This is a genomic window from Micromonospora sp. NBC_01739 (assembly GCF_035920385.1).
Lineage (GTDB): Bacteria > Actinomycetota > Actinomycetes > Mycobacteriales > Micromonosporaceae > Micromonospora.
In genome coordinates this window covers 3,699,755-3,720,638 of record NZ_CP109151.1, presented here as the reverse complement: position 1 = coordinate 3,720,638, position 20,884 = coordinate 3,699,755, and the positions used below count along the sequence as shown (strand labels likewise).

Annotated in this window: 21 protein-coding genes, 2 tRNA genes and 1 pseudogene; 15 read left to right on the top strand and 9 right to left on the bottom strand. The window is 70.0% G+C overall.

Annotated features, from left to right (window positions below; genetic code table 11):
• Positions 1–103 precede the first annotated feature (103 nt).
• Entirely contained in the window at positions 104–1,171 is a 1,068-nt protein-coding gene (locus OIE53_RS16680; RefSeq protein ID WP_327022456.1) for an LCP family protein, read from the bottom strand.
• Positions 1,172–1,285: 114 nt separating this feature from the next.
• On the opposite strand from OIE53_RS16680, the gene OIE53_RS16675 reads away from it, so the two are divergent.
• Both OIE53_RS16675 and OIE53_RS16670 read left to right on the top strand, forming a co-directional pair.
• Positions 1,286–2,119: an O-methyltransferase gene (locus tag OIE53_RS16675; RefSeq protein ID WP_327022455.1), complete on the top strand. Its 834-nt coding sequence runs from the start codon at positions 1,286–1,288 to the stop codon at positions 2,117–2,119.
• Positions 2,120–2,123: 4 nt separating this feature from the next.
• A complete protein-coding gene (locus OIE53_RS16670) occupies positions 2,124–2,942 on the top strand; it encodes an MOSC domain-containing protein (protein WP_327022454.1) in 819 nt (272 codons plus the stop codon).
• Positions 2,943–3,077: 135 nt separating this feature from the next.
• Here the strand turns inward: OIE53_RS16670 and OIE53_RS16665 are convergent.
• From OIE53_RS16665 to bcp, 3 genes and pseudogenes are all read right to left on the bottom strand, one after another.
• Positions 3,078–3,593 (bottom strand): annotated as a pseudogene (locus OIE53_RS16665) (GNAT family N-acetyltransferase); the annotation flags it as partial.
• Positions 3,594–3,664: 71 nt separating this feature from the next.
• Positions 3,665–3,750: transfer RNA gene (locus OIE53_RS16660), tRNA-Leu, on the bottom strand.
• A gap of 64 nt (positions 3,751–3,814) precedes the next feature.
• Positions 3,815–4,291 carry a thioredoxin-dependent thiol peroxidase gene (gene bcp, locus OIE53_RS16655; RefSeq protein WP_327022453.1) on the bottom strand — a complete coding sequence of 159 codons (477 nt, stop codon included), beginning with the start codon at positions 4,289–4,291 and terminating at the stop codon, positions 3,815–3,817.
• 169 nt (positions 4,292–4,460) lie between these two features.
• Here bcp and OIE53_RS16650 point away from each other — a divergent pair, with 169 nt between their 5' ends.
• The 4 genes from OIE53_RS16650 to OIE53_RS16635 are packed head-to-tail and all read left to right on the top strand — an operon-like array spanning position 4,461 to position 7,131.
• Positions 4,461–5,177, top strand: a complete 717-nt coding sequence (locus OIE53_RS16650) for an energy-coupling factor ABC transporter permease (RefSeq protein ID WP_327022452.1) — start codon at positions 4,461–4,463, stop codon at positions 5,175–5,177.
• Positions 5,174–5,593: a PDGLE domain-containing protein gene (locus OIE53_RS16645; protein ID WP_327022451.1), complete on the top strand. Its 420-nt coding sequence runs from the start codon at positions 5,174–5,176 to the stop codon at positions 5,591–5,593. Before OIE53_RS16650 ends, OIE53_RS16645 begins: the two co-directional genes overlap by 4 nt.
• 3 nt (positions 5,594–5,596) lie before the next feature.
• A complete protein-coding gene (gene cbiQ / locus OIE53_RS16640; RefSeq protein ID WP_327022450.1) occupies positions 5,597–6,370 on the top strand; it encodes a cobalt ECF transporter T component CbiQ in 774 nt (257 codons plus the stop codon).
• 8 nt (positions 6,371–6,378) lie between these two features.
• The gene (locus OIE53_RS16635) at positions 6,379–7,131 is read left to right on the top strand and encodes an energy-coupling factor ABC transporter ATP-binding protein (protein WP_393337303.1); all 753 of its coding nucleotides are present in this window, start codon (positions 6,379–6,381) and stop codon (positions 7,129–7,131) included.
• Here the strand turns inward: OIE53_RS16635 and OIE53_RS16630 are convergent.
• From OIE53_RS16630 to OIE53_RS16615, 4 genes are read right to left on the bottom strand one after another with little or no spacing between them, the layout of a single operon-like run.
• Entirely contained in the window at positions 7,112–8,272 is a 1,161-nt protein-coding gene (locus OIE53_RS16630) for a hypothetical protein (RefSeq protein ID WP_327022449.1), read from the bottom strand. The genes OIE53_RS16635 and OIE53_RS16630 overlap by 20 nt on opposite strands.
• Entirely contained in the window at positions 8,269–8,985 is a 717-nt protein-coding gene (locus OIE53_RS16625) for a DsbA family protein (protein ID WP_327022448.1), read from the bottom strand. The genes OIE53_RS16630 and OIE53_RS16625 overlap by 4 nt, the downstream gene beginning before the upstream one ends.
• Positions 8,978–9,466, bottom strand: coding sequence for a MauE/DoxX family redox-associated membrane protein (locus OIE53_RS16620; protein ID WP_327022447.1), 489 nt, complete (start codon positions 9,464–9,466; stop codon positions 8,978–8,980). The genes OIE53_RS16625 and OIE53_RS16620 overlap by 8 nt, the downstream gene beginning before the upstream one ends.
• On the bottom strand, positions 9,463–10,068 hold the full coding sequence (locus OIE53_RS16615; RefSeq protein ID WP_327022446.1) for a sigma-70 family RNA polymerase sigma factor: 606 nt from the start codon (positions 10,066–10,068) through the stop codon (positions 9,463–9,465). The genes OIE53_RS16620 and OIE53_RS16615 overlap by 4 nt, the downstream gene beginning before the upstream one ends.
• A gap of 144 nt (positions 10,069–10,212) precedes the next feature.
• Here OIE53_RS16615 and OIE53_RS16610 point away from each other — a divergent pair, with 144 nt between their 5' ends.
• The 3 genes from OIE53_RS16610 (at position 10,213) to OIE53_RS28490 (ending at position 13,603) form a co-directional block, all read left to right on the top strand.
• Positions 10,213–11,868 (top strand): copper resistance CopC/CopD family protein, encoded by a 1,656-nt coding sequence (locus tag OIE53_RS16610; protein WP_327022445.1) that lies wholly within the window; start codon positions 10,213–10,215, stop codon positions 11,866–11,868.
• 14 nt (positions 11,869–11,882) lie between these two features.
• Positions 11,883–12,659, top strand: a complete 777-nt coding sequence (locus OIE53_RS16605; RefSeq protein ID WP_327022444.1) for a YcnI family copper-binding membrane protein — start codon at positions 11,883–11,885, stop codon at positions 12,657–12,659.
• Between the two features lie 152 nt (positions 12,660–12,811).
• Positions 12,812–13,603, top strand: coding sequence for a hypothetical protein (locus OIE53_RS28490; RefSeq protein ID WP_393337678.1), 792 nt, complete (start codon positions 12,812–12,814; stop codon positions 13,601–13,603).
• Positions 13,604–13,658: 55 nt separating this feature from the next.
• Here OIE53_RS28490 and OIE53_RS16595 read toward each other — a convergent pair whose 3' ends face one another.
• Entirely contained in the window at positions 13,659–14,981 is a 1,323-nt protein-coding gene (locus OIE53_RS16595; RefSeq protein WP_327022443.1) for a glycosyltransferase family 87 protein, read from the bottom strand.
• Positions 14,982–15,047: 66 nt separating this feature from the next.
• On the opposite strand from OIE53_RS16595, the gene orn reads away from it, so the two are divergent.
• The 6 genes from orn to OIE53_RS16565 all read left to right on the top strand — a co-directional run bounded on the left by orn (position 15,048) and on the right by OIE53_RS16565 (position 20,883).
• Entirely contained in the window at positions 15,048–15,644 is a 597-nt protein-coding gene (gene orn / locus OIE53_RS16590) for an oligoribonuclease (RefSeq protein WP_327022442.1), read from the top strand.
• Between the two features lie 83 nt (positions 15,645–15,727).
• Positions 15,728–15,803 (top strand) — tRNA-His (locus OIE53_RS16585).
• Positions 15,804–16,115: 312 nt separating this feature from the next.
• Complete coding sequence (locus OIE53_RS16580; protein WP_327022441.1) at positions 16,116–17,318, top strand: dipeptidase; 1,203 nt, start codon at positions 16,116–16,118, stop codon at positions 17,316–17,318.
• Between the two features lie 2 nt (positions 17,319–17,320).
• Positions 17,321–18,943, top strand: coding sequence for an ABC transporter substrate-binding protein (locus tag OIE53_RS16575; RefSeq protein ID WP_327027244.1), 1,623 nt, complete (start codon positions 17,321–17,323; stop codon positions 18,941–18,943).
• Positions 18,944–18,974: 31 nt separating this feature from the next.
• Positions 18,975–19,928, top strand: a complete 954-nt coding sequence (locus OIE53_RS16570; RefSeq protein ID WP_327022440.1) for an ABC transporter permease — start codon at positions 18,975–18,977, stop codon at positions 19,926–19,928.
• A 73-nt stretch (positions 19,929–20,001) separates the two neighbouring features.
• The gene (locus OIE53_RS16565; protein ID WP_327022439.1) at positions 20,002–20,883 is read left to right on the top strand and encodes an ABC transporter permease; all 882 of its coding nucleotides are present in this window, start codon (positions 20,002–20,004) and stop codon (positions 20,881–20,883) included.
• Position 20,884 lies beyond the last annotated feature (1 nt).

Sequence of the window (20,884 nt, the reverse complement as noted above, 5' to 3'; positions counted from 1 at the left end):
CCCCGTGGAGTGACATCCAGTGACGTTGCTAAAGCCGCCGGAGCGAACGCAGGATACGGTGGCTCTGGCGACAGCCGCCAGAGCCACCGGGACAATTCATGCCCTACTTTCCTGCGCTGAGCACTTCCTTGACCGCGTCCCGGCGAAGGGCGTCGTAGAACTTCGAGGCCTTCTCCGGGTCATCGAAGACGACACTCTCGCTGCCCACCCGGCCGGTGCCCTTGGTCGGGTTGGTCATGAAGGTCAGGTCGTTGCCGCGCAGGCCGCGCAGCTCCATCGCCATGTCCACCAGGGACATCTTCTTGTCGACCGATACGGCATTCGAGGTGGCTCGGACGAAGGAATTGAGCTTGGTGGGACTTGTCAGAATTCCGCCGGAGGCGGCTTTGTCCAGAATGGCCTTGATGACCTGCTGCTGATGTTTGATCCGGGTGAAGTCGCCGTCGGCGAACTGCTTGCGTTGCCGCGAGAAGTCCAGTGCGGTGGCCCCGTCCATCTTCTGCCGACCCCGCTCGAAGGTGCGGAAGGGGGGATGGATCGAGGTGAACCGCTTCTCCGAGTTGACCTCGATGCCGCCGAGGGCGTCGATGATCTCGGTGAACCCGGCGAAGTCCACCATCAGCACGTGATCGATCCGGATCTTGGTGTACTGCTCCACGGTCTGCACCATCAGCGGCAGGCCACCCCAGGCGTACGCTGCGTTGATCTTCGCCTCGCGGCCCCCACGGCCCTCCTTGGTGCGGGGGATCGCCACCCAGGTGTCCCGGGGTATCGAGACGAGTTGCGCGCCGGAGCGGTCCTTCGACACATGCGCCAGGATGATGGTGTCCGCCCGCGAACCCCCGGTGCTCTCCGGATCCCGCGAGTCGCTGCCGAGGATCAGCATGTTCAACGCGCCCTTGGCGACGACCTCCGGCCGGCTCTCCTCGGGTATGCCCTCGAAAGCGTCAAGGCGCTCGATGTCGGACTCGACCGACTTGAGATAGAAGCCGGCCCCTACCGCGCCGCCCACCCCGATCAGGGCCAGCACCAACACACTGATCAGCGTGATCCGCAGCCACCGTCGGCGTGGTCTTCTCGCCGGGGCCGCCGTTGTCTCCGACCCGTCGGTGTCCCCCGCCGGCAGTGTCTGCTCCGGAACGGTCGTCCCGGCCTGCTCTCCACTCGACATGGCGCGATGCTACTTAACCCCACCCACGAGCAGGGGCCCGGCGGGCCGGGAACCGGCAAGATCAATCTTCATCGTGTTTCCCCAATGTTTCGGTCCGTCTGATAGAACCCACGGGTGGACGCCGTCAAGCTGCGTCGGGCCATCGCCCGCACCCGCCTAGCCCCCGTCGCCGCCTTCCCCAAGCGGCTGGTAACGGTGGCCCGCCATGACGTCAAGGTGCTGCGCACCTCGGCCCGATGGCTGCTCGCCTCCCGCGAACACCACAACTACACCTACGAGCTGACCAAGCTCAGCCGCAGCCACCTGGCCTGGTTCGTCAGCGTGGTGTGTGACCTGCCGGTGACGCAGGTCCGCAGCTATCTGGAGGAGATCGAGTCGGACGAGGCCCTGCGCCGGCACATCGCCGCGGCCACCGGCAGCGCCGCCCGCCGGGGCCTGGCCGACAAGCAGGTCCGCTACGCCCGGCGCATCGGGTGGTACGCCATCGTGCGCGCCCGTCGACCCGGCCACATCGTGGAGACCGGTGTGGACAAGGGGCTGGGCAGCTGCGTACTGGCCGCCGCCCTGTTGCGCAACGCCGCCGAGGGTCACCCCGGCCGGGTCAGCTCCATCGACATCAACCCCGAGGCCGGTTACCTGGCCCGGACCGCCCCCTGGTCCGAGGTGATCGACCTGGTCATCGGAGACTCGGTCGAGTCGATAACCGCCCTGGACCGGCCGGTCGACCTGTTCCTGCACGACAGCGACCACAGTCGAGCGTACGAGAAGCGGGAGTTCGAGGCCGTCGAGCCGAAGCTGGCCCCCGGGGCGATGCTGCTCACCGACAACGTCACCCACACCAACGTGCTGGCCCGGCACGCCGAACGCACCGGCCGGAAGTTCCTCGCCTACCGGGAAACCCCGGCGAACCACTGGTACCCCGGGGACGGCATCGGCGTGGCATGGTGACCGGGTGCGGATCAACGAGATCAACACCTATCCGGTCAAGGGCTGTCGCGGCCTCAACCACTCCGAGGCCGAGGTACGACCCTGGGGGCTGGACGGCGACCGGCGGTGGATGCTCGTCGACCCCGAGGGGGTGGGGATCACCCAGCGGGAGACGACCGCCCTGGTCCGGGTACACGCCCACCCCGAGACCGGTGGCCTGTGGCTACGCGCCGCCGACCGACCCGACCTGTGGGTACCGCAACCGTCCGAGGTCACCCCGGTGCAGGTGCGTACCTTCCGGCGCCGGGCACTGCGGGTAGCGGCCCTGCCCGCCGGTCCGGCTGCGGACACCTGGCTCAGTCAGTTGCTCGACCGGCCGGTGCGCCTGGTCTGGCTGGCCGAGCCGGCTCGGCACATCGAGGCGGGCCGCAAAAAGCACGACCCGGGCGATCAGGTCAGCTTCGCCGACGCGTACCCCGTCCTGCTGACCAGCACCGCCTCCCTGGCCGCCCTCGGCGACTGGCTGACCGAGGCCGGTGCGGACCCGGTCCCGATGAGCCGGTTTCGGCCCAACCTGGTCATCGAGGGGGCACCCGCCTGGGCCGAGGACGACTGGGAAGGGCGCAGCATGCGCATCGGCGGGGTGGCCTTCCGGGCCGCCGGGCCCTCGGCCCGCTGCCTGGTCACCACCACGGACCAGCAGACCGGGGTACGCGGCCGGGAGCCGCTGCGCACCCTGGCCCGGCACCGCAATGTCGACCGGCAACTGCTGTTCGGGCTCAACCTCGTACCGCTGGAGTCCGGCCGGGTACGCCTGGGTGACCCCGTCTTAGCTTTCGCTTAGGTCGCTTGTCCGGCTCGGCCGTCGTCCGGCAGCATCGGTGCGCGTGACCGACGGAACCGATGGCCCCGCCGCACGGACAACAGCCACGCGTCCCTCCCCAGGGGTAGCCGGCTGGCTGGCGGGGCCGTGGTCCTCGGTCAGTCCGAGCCACATCAGGATCTCGTCCCGGTCGTCGCCGGGGGCCACCCGGATGGCGCCGGGCCAGCGGCCTACCTCGCGGTATCCGAGTCGCCGGTAGAACCGGTCCAGCCCCAGCCCGTCGCGTACGGTCACGTGCAGCGCCGACAGCCCCAGGTCCCGCCCGATCTGGGCGGCCGTACGCATCAGCGCCTCACCGACCCCGCGCCCCTGGGTGTCCGGGTGGACCATCACCCGGGTGAGGGTCCGCAGGTGCGGCTTCAGGTGGAACCGGGGATCGGTGAAGATCGCCATGGCGACCAGTCGGTCGTCGTCGTAGCCCAGCAGCAGCCGGTCAGGGCCCTCGGCGATGCCGGCCAGGGTCGGGTCGGCGATCGTCCGCACCTTTTCGGCCGTCACCGGTGCCACGAACCCGACCGCGCCGCCCGCGTTGGTGACCTCCACCCAGAGGGTGACGATGTCGGCGCGCAGCTCAGGGGTCAGTTCGGGATCCAGGAGGAAGTGCAGGGTCACCCGGACATCCTGCGCCGGGCCGCCCGCCGGATGCCCGTGATCGTGACGGGCCCGACAGGGGAACAGGGTGTTGGTGCGGGAGGGGGGATTCGAACCCCCACGTCCTTTCGGACAATAGGACCTAAACCTACCGCGGCTGCCATTACGCCACTCCCGCCGGCCCTGAAGAGTCTAGGGTGTCGCCCCGGCCCGCTGTCGAGGCCTCCGACGATCACATCTGGTCAGTCCAGCCCGAGGTCCCGGCGCAGCTTGGCGACATGGCCGGTGGCCTTGACGTTGTAGAGCGCCCGCTCGATCTTGCCGTTCTCGTCGATCACGAAGGTCGAACGGATCACCCCGGTGACCGTGCGCCCGTACGACTGCTTCTCGCCGTACGCCCCGTAGGCGGTCAGCACGGCCTTGTCGGTGTCGGCGACCAGCGGAAAGGTGATCGCGTCGCGCTCGCGGAACTTGGCCAGCTTCTCCGGCTTGTCCGGGGAGATGCCGATCACCTCGTAACCGGCGGCCTGGAGGGAGCCGAGCGAGTCGCGGAAGTCGCAGGCCTGCTTGGTGCAGCCGGGGGTCATCGCCGCCGGGTAGGCGTACAGGATGACCTTGCGGCCGCGCAGGTCGGCCAGGGTGACCTCCCCACCGGTGTCGGTGGGCAGGGTGAACTCGGGCGCCGGGTCACCGGGAGAGAGACGAGCGGGTGCGGTCATGGGCCGACCATACCGGCGCGCCAGCGACCATGACGGCGGGCTCCGGAGGGTGTCCGATGTGTCGGCAGGCGACAGGAATTTGCTGTTGCCAGATATTGGCAACAGCAGGGGCCGGGAAATACGCTCACCCTGCCGGCGAGCGCGGGCCCGCCGTCACGTGGGAGGTCACGTGGAAAACCTGGCCATGCACATCTCCAACGGCATCATCGACGGTCCGGTCGCCGCGATCTTCGCGGTGATCGCTCTGGCGGCTCTGGCACTAGCCGTCCGCCGGGCACGGCAGGACCTGGACGACCGACTCGCCCCGATGGCCGGCCTGGTCGCCGCCTTCATCTTCGCCGTGCAGATGCTCAACTTCCCGATCTTCACCGCCGGAGTCAGTGGCCACCTGCTCGGTGGGGCCCTCGCCGCCATGCTGGTCGGCCCCTGGGTCGGCGCGCTGTGCATCGCGGTGGTGCTGGTGGTGCAGGCCCTGGTCTTCGGCGACGGTGGGGTGGCCATGCTCGGGCTCAGCATCACCAACATGGGTGTGATCGCGGTCGGGGTGGCGTACCTGCTGATCGCGTTGCTGCTGCGGGTGCTGCCGCGTACCCCGGCCGGGTTGGCCGTCAGCGCGTTCGTCGCCGCGCTGGTCAGCGTGGTGGTCGCGGCGATGGGCTTCGTGTTGCAGTACTGGCTGGGCGGCACCGCCGACCTCGGCGGCAACCTGGCCGGGCTGGCCGGGACGATGGCGGTGTCCCACCTGTTCATCGGTATCGGCGAGGGCCTGATCACGGCCGCCACGGTGGTCACCGTGGCTAAGGTCAGACCCGATCTGGTGTACGCGCTACGCGCCCTCAAGCCGGTCGCCCCGGCGGCCGTCGCCCCCCTCGGGGGTGTCCGGTGAAGCGCCTCTGGGGTTTCCTGGTCGGTGGTCTGCTGGTGGCCCTGCTGCTGGCCGGTGTGGTCAGCAACTTCGCCTCGCCCCATCCCGACGGGCTGGACTCCTCGCTACGCGAGGGCTGCACCTTCGACGCCGAAGGCGAGATCACCGGGGGCAGTTGCCCGGCCCAGCAGGAAAAGGACCATGAGATCGGCGGGCCCCTGGCCGACTACGGCATCGCCGGCATCGACAACGACTTCCTCTCCACCGGACTGTCCGGGGTGCTGGGTGTCCTGCTGACCTTCGCGGTGGCCGGCGGGGTGTTCTGGCTGGCCCGTCGGCGTGACGCGGGACCGACCCCACCAGCCGACCGCTCGGACCCGCCCGCACTCAGCCAGGAGGCCGAGCAGTCGGGCACATCCGCGTCGAGCCAGGGGTAGCCGGTGGGTGCCGGGCACGCCCATGTGCTCTACCGGGAGTCCGACTCACCGGTGCACCGGCTGCCGCCGGAGGTGAAGATCGCGGCGATGGTGGCCTTCACGATCGCCGTGGTCGCCACCCCCCGGACGGCCTTCTGGGCCTTCGGCGCGTACGCCCTGTTGGTCGCGGGGGTGGCGGCGCTGGCCCGGGTGAGCCCCGGCTGGCTGCTGGCCCGCACGGTGATCGAGGTGCCCTTCGTGCTGTTCGCCTTCGCCCTGCCGGTCATCGGCGCGGGCGAGCGGGTCGAGGTGCTCGGGCTGGGCCTGTCCGTCGAAGGGCTGCACGGTGCCTGGAACATCCTGGCCAAGGGCACCCTGGGGGTCTGGGCCTCGCTGCTGCTGGCCGCGACCACCACCACCCGTGACCTGATCGTCGGGCTGGACCGGCTGCGCTGCCCCCAGGTCATCACCCAGATCGCCACCTTCATGCTGCGCTACCTGGACGTGCTGGTCGGCGAGGCCCGTCGGATGCGGGTGGCCCGCATCTCCCGGGGCGACGACCCCCGCTTCCTGTGGCAGTTGCGTGGCTTCGCCGCCGGTGTCGGGACCCTGTTCCTGCGCGCCTTCGAGCGCGGCGAACGGGTCTACCTGGCGATGTTGTCGCGGGGCTACACCGGCCGGCTGCCGACGGTGTGGCAGGGCGCGGGTGCGGCCGCCACCACCGGTCAGTGGCTGGTCGCGGCGACCCTGCCGCTGCTGGCCGGCACGGTCGCCGTCACCGCCGTACTGCTGGCATGATGCACCTCGTGCCGTCCACCGCACCCAGCCTGGAGGTCCGGGGCGTCCGGTACGCCTACCCCGACGGCCACCTGGCCCTGCACGGGGTGGACCTGACGGTGGCCCGGGGCGAACGGGTGGCCCTGCTCGGCCCCAACGGTGCCGGCAAGACCACCCTGGTGCTACACCTCAACGGCATCCTCACCCCCGCCGAGGGCCACATCAGTGTGGGTGGGCTGCCGGTGACCACCGACCGGGCTCGGCTGGCCGAGATCCGGCGGCGGGTCGGCATCGTCTTCCAGGACCCGGACGATCAACTCTTCCTGCCCACGGTCGCCGAGGATGTCGCCTTCGGACCGGCCAACCTGGGGCTGCGCGGAGCGGAACTGGCCGCCCGGGTGGATGAGGCCCTGGCCGCGGTGGGCATGTCCGAGCATCGCGAACGGGCCCCGCACCACCTGTCCTTCGGTCAGCGGCGCCGGGTGGCGGTCGCCACCGTACTGGCCATGCGACCGGAGATCCTGGTGCTCGACGAGCCCTCGTCGAACCTCGACCCGGCCGCCCGCCGGGAACTGGCCACCATCCTGCGGGCCCTGCCGGTGACCCTGCTGATGGTCACCCACGACCTGCCGTACGCCTTCGAACTCTGCGACCGGTCGGTGATCCTGGACGGTGGGCGGATCGTGGCCGACCGGCCCACCGCCGACCTGCTCGGCGACACCGACCTGCTGGCCCGGCACCGCCTGGAACTGCCGTTCCCGTTCAGTCCCGCTCGGAAGTGACCGCATCCGCTGATGCGCCGGCCCCGTCACCACCGGCGGCAGTCCGGCCGGAGGCAGCCGTGCGTCCGGCGGCGGCCCGGCTGGCCGTGCGTCCGGCGGCGTGCAGTCGCAGCACGGCGGCGGCCAGGGCCCCCGCCCCGGCTCCCACGGCCAGCACCACCAGCACCCGGGCCAGGGTCGGTGGCCAGGGCACCGGCACGACCGACCGGGCCAGCAGGGCAGCATTGGTCACCCCGGCGAACAGGGCCAGGCAGGCCCCGGCCAGGGCCACCGGAAAGTCGACCCCGGCCCTGCGGCGCAGCACCCACCAGGCGGCGGCGATCGCGCCGAACCCGGCCAGCAGGGCCCACACCGGCCCGGTCAGCAACCCCACCAGCACCCCGCCGACCCCGGTCGCCCCGGCGTCCAGCACCCGACCGACCGCGAGCAGTACGGCCGCCAGCCCGCCGAGGGCCAGCACCCCACCGACCCCGGCCAGGGCCCGACGCCCCGCGACGGTGGCCGCCGGGAGCAACCCCAGGGCACCCACCGCCAGGGTGCCGAGGACGGCCGCCACCCACCAGGGGTACGCGTCCGGCGGCGGCACCCAGTGCAGGGTGCCCCGGATCTCCGCCGACCCGTTCGGATCGCGCAGCGGCACCACCCAGTCGCGTACCCGGTGCTCCCGGTCGGGCGCGGCGCGGACCTGGGCGGGCGGACCGGCCTCCCGCCACAGCGCCCGCTGGTCGTGCCAGCGGGCGGTCGAACCCGACTCCACCCGACGCCACTGCGGGGCGGCGGCCGGATTCACCTCCGGCGGCAGGCGGGTCTCCCCGGCGATGGTGCGATTCAGGTACGTCGCGGGGGAGCGGGTGTTCTCGAAGACCCCGTCCGGGCCGACCCGCAGGTACGGCTCACCCGAGTAGCCGATCACCTCCACCGGCTGGTCACCGGTGTTGGTCAACTCCAACCGGGCACCCGCCTCGATCACCCGTACCCGAAGCTGCGGGCGGTCCGGGGTCACGGCGGTGACCTCCACCCGGTAGTCCGTCCCGTTCGGGGCGTCGGCGCCGTGCGCCACCGCGGGAGCGGCGGTGGCGGTCAGCGTGGTGACCATGCCGGCTAGCAGCAGCCCGGCCCGGGTCAGCAGGGCACGGCTCACCGCCCGGCCGCCTCCACCGCGGCGGTGATGTTCTCCGGGGTCCACTCCCGCACCTGCTCACCGTTGACCAGGACGGTCGGGGTGCCGGTGACGTTGGCCTTGGTCGCCTCCTGGCTGACGTGCGAGGTCCACGGCTTGTACTTGCCGTCGCGCACGCAACTGCCGAAGCTGTCGCGGTTCAGGCCGACCTCGGCCCCGATGTCGATCAGCTCGTCGTTGCTCAGCTGCGCACCGTTCTCCGGCGGCTGCTTGTCGAACAAAGCCTTGCTGAACTCGGTGAACTTGCCCCCCTCGGCGGCACAGCCGGCGGCGGCCGAGGACCGGGTCGAGTACTCCGTGCTGGAGAAACGGTTCAGGAAGGCCACCGGGTGGTACACCACCCGGGCCTTGCCGTCGCTGACCAGTTGCTCCAGGGTGGGGCCGCTGGTCTGCTCGAACTGCTTGCAGGCCGGGCAGAGGTAGTCCTCGTACACGTCGATCGTCACCGGCCCGCTGCCGACCGCGATGCCGGTGCCGTCCTGGGTCGCGCCCGGCGGGGCGGTGAACTCCCCGGAATCCTGGCTGGACCAGACACCCCAGCCGATCAGACCCGCGATCACCAGCACGGACACCGCGCCGATCGAGGTCCAGAGGGTCCGCTTGCGCCGCCGTTCCCGGGCCAACTGCTCCCGGACCACGCGGGCCGCGTCTTTGCGCCCCTTGCGACTACTCATCTTCGTCCTCCACCGGTTCGCCCGTCAGCGCGCCGTCCACGGAGACGGCCGTGCGGGGCCAGATCAGTAGGAACCCGGCCAATGCCAGGAAACCCAGGTCCCGGAGGATCTCCGGGAAATAGCTCGGACTCTCCCCGGCCGGCAACTCACCGCCGGTGCCGAAGCAGCCGCAGTCGATCGCCAGCCCCCGCGACCAGGCCGAGATGATGCCGGCGATGAAGACCACCAGCAGCGCCGCGGAGACCCCGGCGGAGAGCCGGGTGGCCAACCCGAGCAGCAGCAGTACGCCGAGGGCCAGTTCGACGAAGGGCAGCACCGCCCCGACGACCATGGAGACCTCGTACGGCAGCACCTGGTAGGCGTGCACCGCCCGGCCGGAGCCGGCCAGGTCACCGACCTTCGTGGCGCCCGCGTACAGCCAGACGGCGGCCAGTCCGAGCCGGACGGCCAGCCCGATCCAGGGCAGCAGTTTCCTGTTCATCCGGCTTGCGCCTGTCCGACGGCCTCGACCAGTTCGCTGCGCGCCCGGGCCACCCGGGACCGGATGGTGCCCACCGGCACCCCCTCCACGGCGGCGGCCTCCGCGTACGACAGGCCCAGCAGTTGGGTGAGCACGAAGGCGCCGCGCCGCTCGGTCGGCAGCCGGCGGACCAGGTCGGCCGCGCCGAACTGCCCGGCCGGGTCGGGGTGCGGCACATCGGTGTACGCGTCCGCGGTGAGTCGTTGGGCCAGCCGGCGGCGCCGGACCACCGTACGCAGATGGTCGGCGCAGGTCCGCCGGGCGATGCCGAGCAGCCAGGTACGGGCGGTGGAACGCCCCTCGAAGGCCGGTAGGGCCCGAAACGCCCGGAGATAGGTCTCCTGGGTCAGGTCGTCGGCGCTGTCCGGATCGACCAGGGCTGCCGCGAATCGCCACACCTCGGCCTGGGTGGCCCGGACGAAGTCGGCCTGGGCGGCGGGGTCGCCGTCCCGTGCGGCCAAGGCGGCGAGGGTGGCGGGATCGGCCGATGCCGGGCAGTCTTGACCACGGTCGTCGGCCGCTTGGGGGTGAGCGGCGGCGATGTCGCGCGGGGCGGGGATCACGACAACCCAGGTTACGCGGCGGCGTGCTGAGCAGCAGGGTCCTTCGGCCCTTCCAATGCAATGCGCCACGCCGGGAACTTTTTTACCTCAGCGTCCGACTATCCGAGCATGACTCCCGGCCCCGAATCGGCGAGCATGGCCAGCATGACTGCCGCCCCTCGCCGCCGATTCGCGCGGCTGACCGCCGCCGCCGGTCTGCTGGTGACCGTCGTCGCGCTGCTGCTCGCCCCGGCGAGCCCGGCCGCGGCGCACGCCGTGCTCTCCAGTTCCAGTCCCGCCGCCTCCTCCGTGGTGCCGAACGCACCGACCGAGGTGGTACTCACCTTCAGCGAGCCGGTCCGCAAGGTGCCGGACAAGATCCGAGTGATCGCCCCGGACGGCTCACGGGTCGACCGGGGTGAACCCACCTTCGCCGACAGCCTGGTGAGCATCCCGGTCGACACCTCCGGTGGCAACGGCACCTACCTGGTCACCTACCGGGTGATCTCCGCCGACAGCCACCCGGTCTCCGGGGCGTTCACCTACTCCGTCGGCGCCCCCTCCGAGCCGCCGGTGGACTCCGGCGACGACAGCCGGGCCGACCCGGTGGTCAGCAACGCGGTCAAGGTCAGCAAGTTCGTCGGGTACGCCGGACTGCTGCTCCTGGTCGGCGCGAGCCTGGTGCTGGCCGTGCTCTGGCCGCGTCGCCTGCCCCGCACCGGCCCGACCCGGCTGGCCTGGACCGGTCTGGGACTGGTCGCCCTGGCCACGGTCGCGACGACCCTGTTGCAGGTGCCCTACACCAACGGTGGTGGCCCCTTCGACATCACCGGGGCCGGCCTGGGCCTGGTCCTGGGCAGCACCTTCGGCGCCGCCCACCTGGTCCGGCTGGGGCTGCTGGCCGCCGCAGCCGTGCTGCTGCGGCCCCTGTTCGCCGGGTCGGCGGGCCGTACCGACCTGATCATCCTGGGTGTGCTCGGCGGGGCGGCACTGCTCACCTGGCCGTTGTCCGGGCACCCGGCGGCCTCCCCCGCCCCGGCCGTGTCGGTGCTCGTCGACGCGGTGCACCTGGGCAGCATGGCCGTCTGGCTGGGCGGCCTGGTGATGCTCGTGGTGTTCCTGCTGCCCCGGGCCGACGAGCGGGAGTTGGGGGCGATCCTGCCGATCTGGTCGCGGTGGGCGGCCCTGGCGGTCTCCGCGCTGCTGCTCGCCGGCATCGTCCAGGCCCTGATCGAGGTGGCCACCCCGGCGGCCCTGGTGAACACCACCTACGGCCGGCTGGTGCTGGCCAAGGTCGGGTTGTTCGCGCTGGTGATCGGGGTGGCCGCGTACTCACGGCACCTGGTCCGCAAGCGGATCGCGGCCAGCCGACCGGCACCGATGCGCCGGGCGGTCTGGGTCGAGTTGGCCGTCACCGCGGTCGTGCTGGCGGTGACCTCGGTGCTGGTGCAGACCCCGCCGGCCCGTACCGCCGGGGCCGATGTGGCCGGGGCCGAGAGCGGCTACTTCACCACCACGGTGAAGAGCAGCCTGTTCTCCATGCAGATCGAGATGGCCCCCGCCCAGCGGGGCAACAACTCGGTCCACTTCTACGCCTACACCCTGGACAACCAGCCGCTTCCGATCGAGGAGTGGAAGGCCACGGTCGCGTTGCCGTCGGCCGGCATCGAGGCGATCGACGTACCCCTGCTGCCGTTGACCGACAACCACGCCACCGGTGAGATCAACCTGCCGTCGGCGGGGGAGTGGGAACTGCGGGTGACCGCTCGTACCACCGAGATCGACCAGGCCACGGTGACCGCCACCGTGGAAATCCGTTAGAGAGGGTTCCATCGATGATCCGTCACCGGCGTACCGTGGGTGCCGTCCTGGCCCTGACGCTCGGCACCGTGGCCACGGCCGTGTTCGGTTTCGCGGCTCCCGCGTCGGCGCACGTGTCGATCAGCCCCAGCGAGGCGAAGCAGGGCGGCTACGGCCGTTTCGCCTTCCGGGTGCCGAACGAGAGCGACGAGGCATCGACCACCAAGCTGGAGATCTTCCTGCCGGAGAACGCCCCGGTCGGTTCGGTGTCGACCATGCCGGTGCCGGGTTGGCAGGTGGCGGTGGAGAAGCGTCGGGTGGACCCGCCGGTGCAGGTGCACGGCGCCGAGATCTCCGAGGTGATCTCCAAGATCACCTGGACGGCGGACGGTGCCGCGGCGGCCATCGCCCCGGGCACCTTCCAGGAGTTCCCAATCTCCATGGGCCCGTTGCCCGACGTGGACCAGATGATCTTCAAGGCCCTCCAGACCTACTCCGACGGCGGCGTGGTGCGCTGGATCGACGAGCCGCAGCCCGGTGGTGAGGAGCCGGCCACCCCGGCCCCGGTGCTCACCCTGACCGCGGCCACCGACACCCCGACCGGGGCGCCGGCCGAATCACCCGCCGCCGAGGCACCCGGCACGGCCGCCGGGGCGACCGAGGACGACGACGAGGACGGCAACGGGCTGGCGGTCGGGCTGGGGGTCGCCGGGCTGGTGGCCGGGCTGGCCGGACTGGTGCTGGGCGGCCTGGCGTTCGCCCGTACCGGACGGGCCGCAGGCCGGAGCGGCGAGGCGACGCCCACCTCCTGACCCCCGATCACCACGAGACCCGCCGGAGCCACTCCGGCGGGTCTCGCCTTTCCTGGGCGGTCTTGTCCGGGTGCCTGCCGGATATCCGCTGATCAGCCCGGTCTCCTCGGTAAGGTCGGCCGGGTGTCTAGCTACGGAGAGAGATGGTGCGGATGCGTTTAGTGCACAGATTGGCCGGGATGCTGCTGCTGGCCGTCGGCATGACCGCGCTGATCGGCGCCGCCGCGCTGGGTCTGCTGACCGGACGGGCCGACCCGGGCGGTGGATACGCGGCCCGCTTCGAGACGGTGCAGACCGACGGACACGCCGTGGTGGTGACCGACCTGGCGGCACTGGTACGCGAGGAGGTGCCCCTGGTCCACCTGGGCGAGACCCGGATGCGGCTGGAGGCCCACACCCCGGAGGGTCCGGCCTTCATCGGGCTGGCCCCGGTCGGCGAGGTACGCCACTGGCTGGCTCCCGCGCCGTACGCCGTCGTCGAGCGGATGGCGTTGACCCGAGGGCCCTTGCCGGTCCGACTGGCGCAGGTCATCCCGCCCGACGGTCAGCTGGCCAGCCTGCCGACCGCACCGGCCGCGCAGACCTTCTGGACCCGCACCGGCGCCGGAACCCTGGAGTGGACCCCGGAGGAGTTGAGCGGGCTCAGCCTGGTGCTGATGGGTGTCGACGGCCGCGCCGACCTGACCCTGCAACTGCGGGCCGAACTGCGGCCCGGCTGGCTGGCCCCGGCCACCTGGGGCTCACTGACCGCCGGCACCCTGCTGGTCACCGTCGCCGGGGTGCTCCTGTTGCGCCCCCTCCACCCCCGCGAGGTCGTCTTCGTGGTCGAACCGGACCAGGTCCCGGTCCTAGCCGGCCGCCTAGGCATCAGCTCCCTGACCGGCCTGGGCACCCCCACCCCCCGCCAACCCCTAGCCATAGCCCCCACCCACCCACCCCACTAACCCCCACCCACCCCACTAGCCCCCGTTGATCATGAGGTTGGCGGCAGTCTGAAGATCAACGACTGCCGCCAACCTCATGATCAACGGAGCGGAGCGGGGGAGGGAGGGGGAGGGGGGAAGGGAGCGGGGGTGGGGTGGGGGTGCGGGTGGGGGTGCGGATGGGGAGGGTGGACAGGAGGAGCAGGCAGAGGAGGACGTAGGCGTTGCGGCCCAGGAACTCCCAGGGGGTGTCCGTCGGTACGGGGGCGATGCCCCAGTCGTAGAAGGACACCACGCCGTACACGATGATCATGCAGGTGCCGAGGGCTACGGCGCCCAGTCGACGGCGGCGGCGGGCCCCCTCGGCGGTGTACGGGTCGGCGCGCAGGATCGCGTCGACCAGGAGCACCACCGCCGGAATGAACCAGTAGATGTGGTGGGTCCAGGTGATCGGGCTGATCAACGCCGCCACCAGGCCGGTCAGGGTCAGGCCGGTCAGGGCGTCACCGGCCTGGGAGGCGCGTACCGCCCGCCACAGCCCGTACCCGACGATGGCCGCGACCAACGGCAGCCAGATCAGTCGGCTCGGGTCCTCCGGTGCGGTGAGTCGGCTCAGCAGCCCGAACAGGGACTGGTTGCCGGTGTAGTCGGTGCGGCCGACCCGGTCGGTGGCCCACAGTTCGTGGGTCCAGAACCGCCACGAGTCCGCCGGTGCGACCGCGGCGGCCAGCAGGGTCGCCCCGGCGGCGGTCGCGGTCGCCACCCCTGCCGCCCGCCACCGCCGGGTGGCCAGCAGGTAGACCACGAAGATGCCGGGGAACAGCTTGAGCGCCGCGGCCAGCCCGATGCCCACTCCGGCCCACCGGCTGTCCCGGGGTACGGCGAACAGCAGGTCGGCCAGGATCAGCACCACCAGCAGCATGTTGATCTGACCGAAGGTGATGGTCTCCCGGGTGCTCTCCACCCCGAGCACGAACAGCGCCCCCACCGCCAGGGTGAACAGGTACGGCAGCCGGTGCCGGCGGATCACCGGATCGAGCAGCCACTTCGTGGTGACCAGCACCCCCAACAGGGTCAGCCCGGTGAAGATCGCCACGGTGGCGCCGAGCTTGAGGTGACCGAAGGGCAGCAGCAGGAGGGCGGCGAACGGGGGATAGGTGAAGTACAGCTCGCCCTGCACCCGATCGGGCTGCACGTAGTCGTAGAGGGGATTGCCGGCGGCCCACCAGTCCATTGCCGACATGTAGATCTTCAGATCGAAGAAGTTGTGCGTCCTGCCGGGCAGGTAAAGCGCAGGTAGCGCCGCCGCCAGCACCAGCGCCCCGAGGACCCGGCGGGCCCGGCGGGCACCAGGGTCGGTCACATCGACGGTACGGGGTTCGGCGGGATCGGCGGGCACGGGGAAACCCTAGCGGTCGGTGGCCGCGACGGCGTGCAGCCACGAGCCTTGGGCTGCGCGTAGGCTGTGCCGGTGGCTGATCTTCTCGTCTGGATTGACTGTGAGATGACCGGGCTGGACCTCGGCAGCGACAAGCTGATCGAGGTCGCCGCGTTGGTCACCGATCCCGATCTCAACGTGCTCGGTGACGGGGTGGACGTGGTGATCCACGCCGACGAGGAGGCGCTGGCGGCGATGCCGGAGATCGTCCGGACGATGCACGCCAAGTCCGGGCTCACCGAGGAGGTACGCCGCTCCACGGTGACCCTGGCCGAGGCGGAGGACATGGTGCTCGACTACATCAGCCGGTACGTCAAGGATCCGCGTACCGCGCCGCTGTGCGGCAACTCGATCGCCACCGACCGGGGCTTCATCGCCCGGGACATGCAGCGCCTCGACGCCCACCTGCACTACCGCATGATCGATGTGTCCTCGATCAAGGAGCTGTGCCGGCGCTGGTATCCCCGGGTGTACTTCGGTCAGCCGCAGAAGGGCCTGGCCCACCGGGCCCTGGCCGACATCCGGGAGAGCATCCGGGAGTTGGAGTACTACCGGCGGACCATCTTCGTGCCGCTGCCCGGCCCGGACGTGGACACCGCCAAGGGCATCGCGGCCGGCCTCTGAACCACCCCGCAACCCGCTGGACGCGTTCGACCGTGGTGGGGGTATGATTTCCTCGCACCGCCCGCAGTACGGGCGAGCGCATGGTGGCTGTAGCTCAGTTGGCAGAGCACCGGGTTGTGGTCCCGGTTGTCGTGGGTTCAATTCCCATCAGTCACCCCACCACAAGTAGGCCCCCTTTCGCAGGGGGCCTACTTTTTTGTGTCACTCCATCCGAAATTGGTCTGACCACCTACCTATGCCTGCCGGTCTGGTCGGTCGGCTCGGCTGTTCGTACAGCCGCCCTGAGGTGTTCGGTGCCGGGCCGGCTCAGCCGACCGTACAACCGTCCTGACCTGCGGGAATGTTGCCGGTTTCGGATAACGAACAGGTCACGAGGTCTTACCTGACGCGAGCTTTCCTCGGTATGTTGCCGCAAGGCATGAGGTCGGACCTCATTCCTCGTGCCGCTTAGCTGACGAGGTGAGTTGACGAGTGCAGGAACCAGCCCCCCGCTACGCCGGATACCGGTCCTTCGACTATTTGACGCCACACGTTGACTACAAGGTCTTCGAGCTGGCTCCCGAGATCGGCCGTGTGCCGGAGCACGACCTGGGTCTCAACGCCGAGCAGCACGCCCGGGTGGCCCGGCTGCTGCGCGAGCACATGGCCATCTCGCTGCACGAGCACCCGAAGATCCTGCCGGCCGATGTGACGCAGCTGCGCGACTACAACCGCACCGGCCGCAACTCGTTCGGCTTCGAGGGTCTGGCCCGCTCCGGCATGACCGCGGTCTTCGACAACTTCATGAACGGCACCGGCTGCGTGACCAGTGAGCACGCCTGGAAGTGGGACGACGTCATCTACGACATCGGTCTGCGCTTCGCCGACGTCGCCAAGCAGGACCACGTGGTGGTGGCGACCACGTTGGAACAGATCTTCGAGGCCAAGCGCAACGGCCAGATCGCCCTGGTGGCGGGTCTGGAAGCGGCCACGATGATCGAGAACGAGCTGGACCGGATCGACATCCTCTACGGCTTCGGCGTACGCCAGATGGGCATCGCCTACAGCCAGGCGAACATGCTCGGATCCGGCCTGTCCGAGGACCGCGACGGCGGGCTGACCCACTTCGGGCGGCGCGCGGTGGACCGGATGAACAAGCTCGGTATCGCCATCGACATCTCGCACTCCGGCGACCAGACCTCGCTGGATGTGATCGAGGCCAGTCGGGTGCCGGTGTTCATCACCCATGCCGGTGCCCGTTCGGTCTGGAACACCCCTCGGATGAAGCCGGACGAGGTGATCCGGGCCTGCGCCGAACGGGGTGGCGTGATCGGCATCGAGGCCGCTCCGCACACCACCCTCTCGGCGGGCCACCCGCACCATTCCATCGAGTCGGTCATGGACCACTTCACCTACTGCGTGGAGTTGGTCGGCATCGACCACGTCGCGTTCGGCCCGGACACCAACTTCGGTGACCACGTCGGCCTGCACGACAGCTTTACCCAGCACCTGGCGATCGGTAAGGCCCACGGGGTGGTGGACCACCCGCGGGTTCCGTACGTGAGCGGCATGGAGAACCCGGCGGAGTGCTTCAGCAACATCGTCGGGTGGTTGGTCACGCACGGTTACTCCGACGACGAGATCGCCAAGGTCATCGGCGGCAACATCATCCGGGTTCTTCAGGAGGTTTGGTGAAAATGGCAGTGAAGGGTCGTTGGCGGCTCGCTGTCGCGCTCGGCGTGGTGGCCACGCTGGGTCTGTCCGGCTGCGGTCTGAACGAGGACAACAACTCGTCCTCCAGCAACTCGTCCTCGGAGGCGGTGCTGCGTATCGGCACCACCACCGACGTCAGCAACTTCAACCCGCTCCAGTCGCTCAGCAAGACCGACTCGTGGATTCTCAACGCGATGTACCCGCACCTGCTGCGGATCGACGAGAACGCGAAGAAGTCCCCGGAGCTGGCCAAGGAGTACCGCTACGAGGATGACGGCAAGACCGCCGTCTTCGTGCTGCGGGACGACTTCAAGTGGTCCGACGGCAAGCCGGTCGTCGCCGACGACGTGAAGTTCAGCGCCGAGAAGATCATGGAGTACAAGCTCGGCAACGTCGCGGCCAAGCTGACCTGGGTCGAGTCGATCGAGGCCCCGGACGCGACCACGGTCAAGTTCAAGCTCTCCCAGCCGTACGCGCCGTTCGCCGAGGGCGTCGGCTTCTGGATGTCCGTCGTGCCGAAGCACATCTTCGAGCAGGCCGGTGACCTGTCCAAGTTCGCCAACGACTCGAACTGGGTCGGTGCCGGACCGTTCGTGCTGGACAGCGTGACCAAGGGCCAGCGCTACGTGATGAAGCGCAACGAGCACTACCCCCTCGCGCCGGGCGGTAAGGCCGCGGTCAGCCAGGTCGAGTACCGGGTCTACCCGGACGTCAACACGATGATGCTGGCGCTGCGCAACGGCGACATCGACCTCATGGGTACCCCGGTGCCGATCTCGGCGGCGAAGACCTTCGAGGGCGACGACAAGATCAAGCTGGAGAAGGTCGGGGCGCTCGGCTTCGCCCACCTGACCTACAACATGAAGAACAAGTACCTCGCCGACCAGCAGGTCCGGCAGGCGCTGTCGATGGCGGTGGACACCAAGGCGATCATCGCCGCGGTGCTCCAGGGTGACGGCCAGCAGATGGCCGGTCCGATCTCGCCGATCTTCTCGGAGTACGACAACACCGAGCTCCAGCCGTACCCCTTCGACCCGGAGGGCGCGAAGGCCAAGCTGAGCGCGGCGGGTTACCAGGACGGCAACAACGACGGCTTCTTCGACGAGCTGTCCTTCGGCGTGGCCTGCGACCAGTCCAACGCCAACATCACCCGGGTGGTGCAGCTCTTCCGGGAGAGCGCGGCCAAGGCCGGCATCAAGCTGGAGAACGAGTGCGTCGAGCGCAACACCTTCCTCACCCGCACCAAGAACGGTGAGTACGACATCGACGCCTCCCAGTGGGGTGTGTTCGACAACCCGATGGACCAGCTGCGCAGCACCTACCTGTCCAGCAACCCGGGTGGCATCAACTACAACCTGCTCGAGTCGGCCGAGATGGACGCGCTGATCAACGACGCGGCCGGCACCACCGACCCCGAAGAGTTCAAGACCAAGATCAAGAACATCGACAAGGTCGTGCACGAGCAGGCGTACCTGACCCCGCTGTACGTGGAGAACTTCCAGTTCGCCTACAACGCCAGCAAGTTCACCGGCTTCGTCCCGTCGCCGTCTGACCTGCTCGGCATGGTGACCGCGTACTCGCTGGCCCAGGTCACTCCGGTCAAGTAACCCCCAACCAGAGGGAAAGGAGGGGTCCCCCGTGCTGCGTTTCGTGCTCAGCCGAGCACTGAAGGCCGTCCTGACCGTGTGGATCGCGATCACCTCGACGTTCTTCCTGCTCCGGCTGCTGCCGGGGGACCCCACGACCCTGATGGTCGAGGGCGACATGACCCCGGAGATGCAGGCGGCACTGCTCAAGACGTACGGCCTGGACCGTCCGTTGTGGGAGCAGTACGTGTCGTACCTGCGCGAGTTGGTCCAGGGCAACCTGGGCATCTCGTTCCGACAGATCCAACCGGTCACCGACATCATCGTCGACCGGCTGCCCTGGACCCTGCTGCTGGCCGGTTGCGCCTTCGTGCTGACCGTCGCGGTGGGTATCCCGATCGGGGTGACCGCCGCGGTCAACCGGGGCAAGTGGCTCGACCGTGCCCTGCAGGGCTTCGGCATCAGCGCCAACGCCCTCTTCGTGCCCAGCGTCGCCATCCTGCTGCTGGTCTTCTTCGGGGCCCAGCTCGGCTGGTTCCCGATCGGTGGGGCGATCGACCCGGACACCCGGGGGGTGGGGGCCTACCTGAGCCTGGCCCACCACCTGGTGCTGCCGGTGCTCTCCCTGGTCCTGGTGCAGCTCGGCCCGTACGCGTTGACCCTGCGGACCAACATGATCGAGGTCCTCGGTGAGGACTACATCCGGGCCGCCCAGGCCCGGGGCCTGTCGGCTCGGCGCCGGGTCTGGAAGCACGGCCTGCGCAACGCCATCCTGCCGGCACTGACCCTGATGGGCCTGCAACTGGGCACCCTGGTCGGCGGCGCGGTGCTGACCGAGACGGTCTTCGCCTACCCCGGGGTCGGCCGCCTGATCTACGAGGCGGTGGGTCAGCAGGACTACCCGGTGATCCAGGGGGCGTTCATCATGCTCGCCGTCACGGTGGTGTTCGCCAACGCCCTGACCGACATGCTCTACGCCGTCCTCAACCCCCGGATCCGCCTGTGAACACGAGGAGCGCGGCGCAGCGGAACCCCGCAGCCGTGCGCGTCCCCACCACCGTGAACGAAGGGAGGGTGCCGTGAGTGCCCCTGTGCTGACCGAGCCGGCACCGCCGTCGGCACCGACGGTGTCCAAGCGGTCCTCCTGGCTGGGTTACCTGCGGCAGCCCACCGTGGCGCTGTCGGTGCTGGTGCTGCTGGTGATGGTGGTGATGGCGGTCTTCGCGCCGCTGATCGCCGACGAGCCCGCCGGCGCCGGGCCGGATGTGCTGCAGCCGCCCTCCGGGGCGCACTGGTTCGGCACCGACGACCTGGGGCAGGACGTCTTCGCCCAGGTGGTCTGGGGCACCCGGACCAGTCTGGTGATCGGCCTGGCCGCCTCGCTGATCGCGCTCGCGCTGGGCACCACGATCGGTCTGGCGGCGGCGTACTTCCGTCCGATCGACGCGGTCGCCACCGTCATCACCGACGTGATGCTGGCGCTGCCCACCCTGCCTCTGATGATCATGCTGGCGGCGGTGGTCAACCCCAGCGTGGTCACCCTGACCCTGATCATCGGGTTCTTCGCCTGGCCCGAGGTGGCCCGGCTGATCCGCTCGCAGGGGCTGGTGATCAGCGCGATGCCCTACATCGACGGGGCTCGGGTACTCGGCGCCACCGGCTGGCGGATCGTCACCCGCGAGATCCTGCCCGCGGTCGTCTCCCTGATGGTGGTCAGCGTGCTGCTCACCGCCTCCCGGGCGGTGATCTCCGAGGCCGGCCTGAGCTTCCTGGGCCTCGGCGACCCGGACGCCTGGTCCTGGGGACGGATCCTGCTCAACGCCCAGCGCAGCGGCACCATCGCGATCGCCTGGTGGCAGACCCTCTTCCCGTCCCTGGCGATCCTGCTGCTGGTGCTCGCCGCGACCCTCGCCGGAATGCGGTTCAACGACTCCCGTGACCCCCGCCGCAACGGAGGCTGAC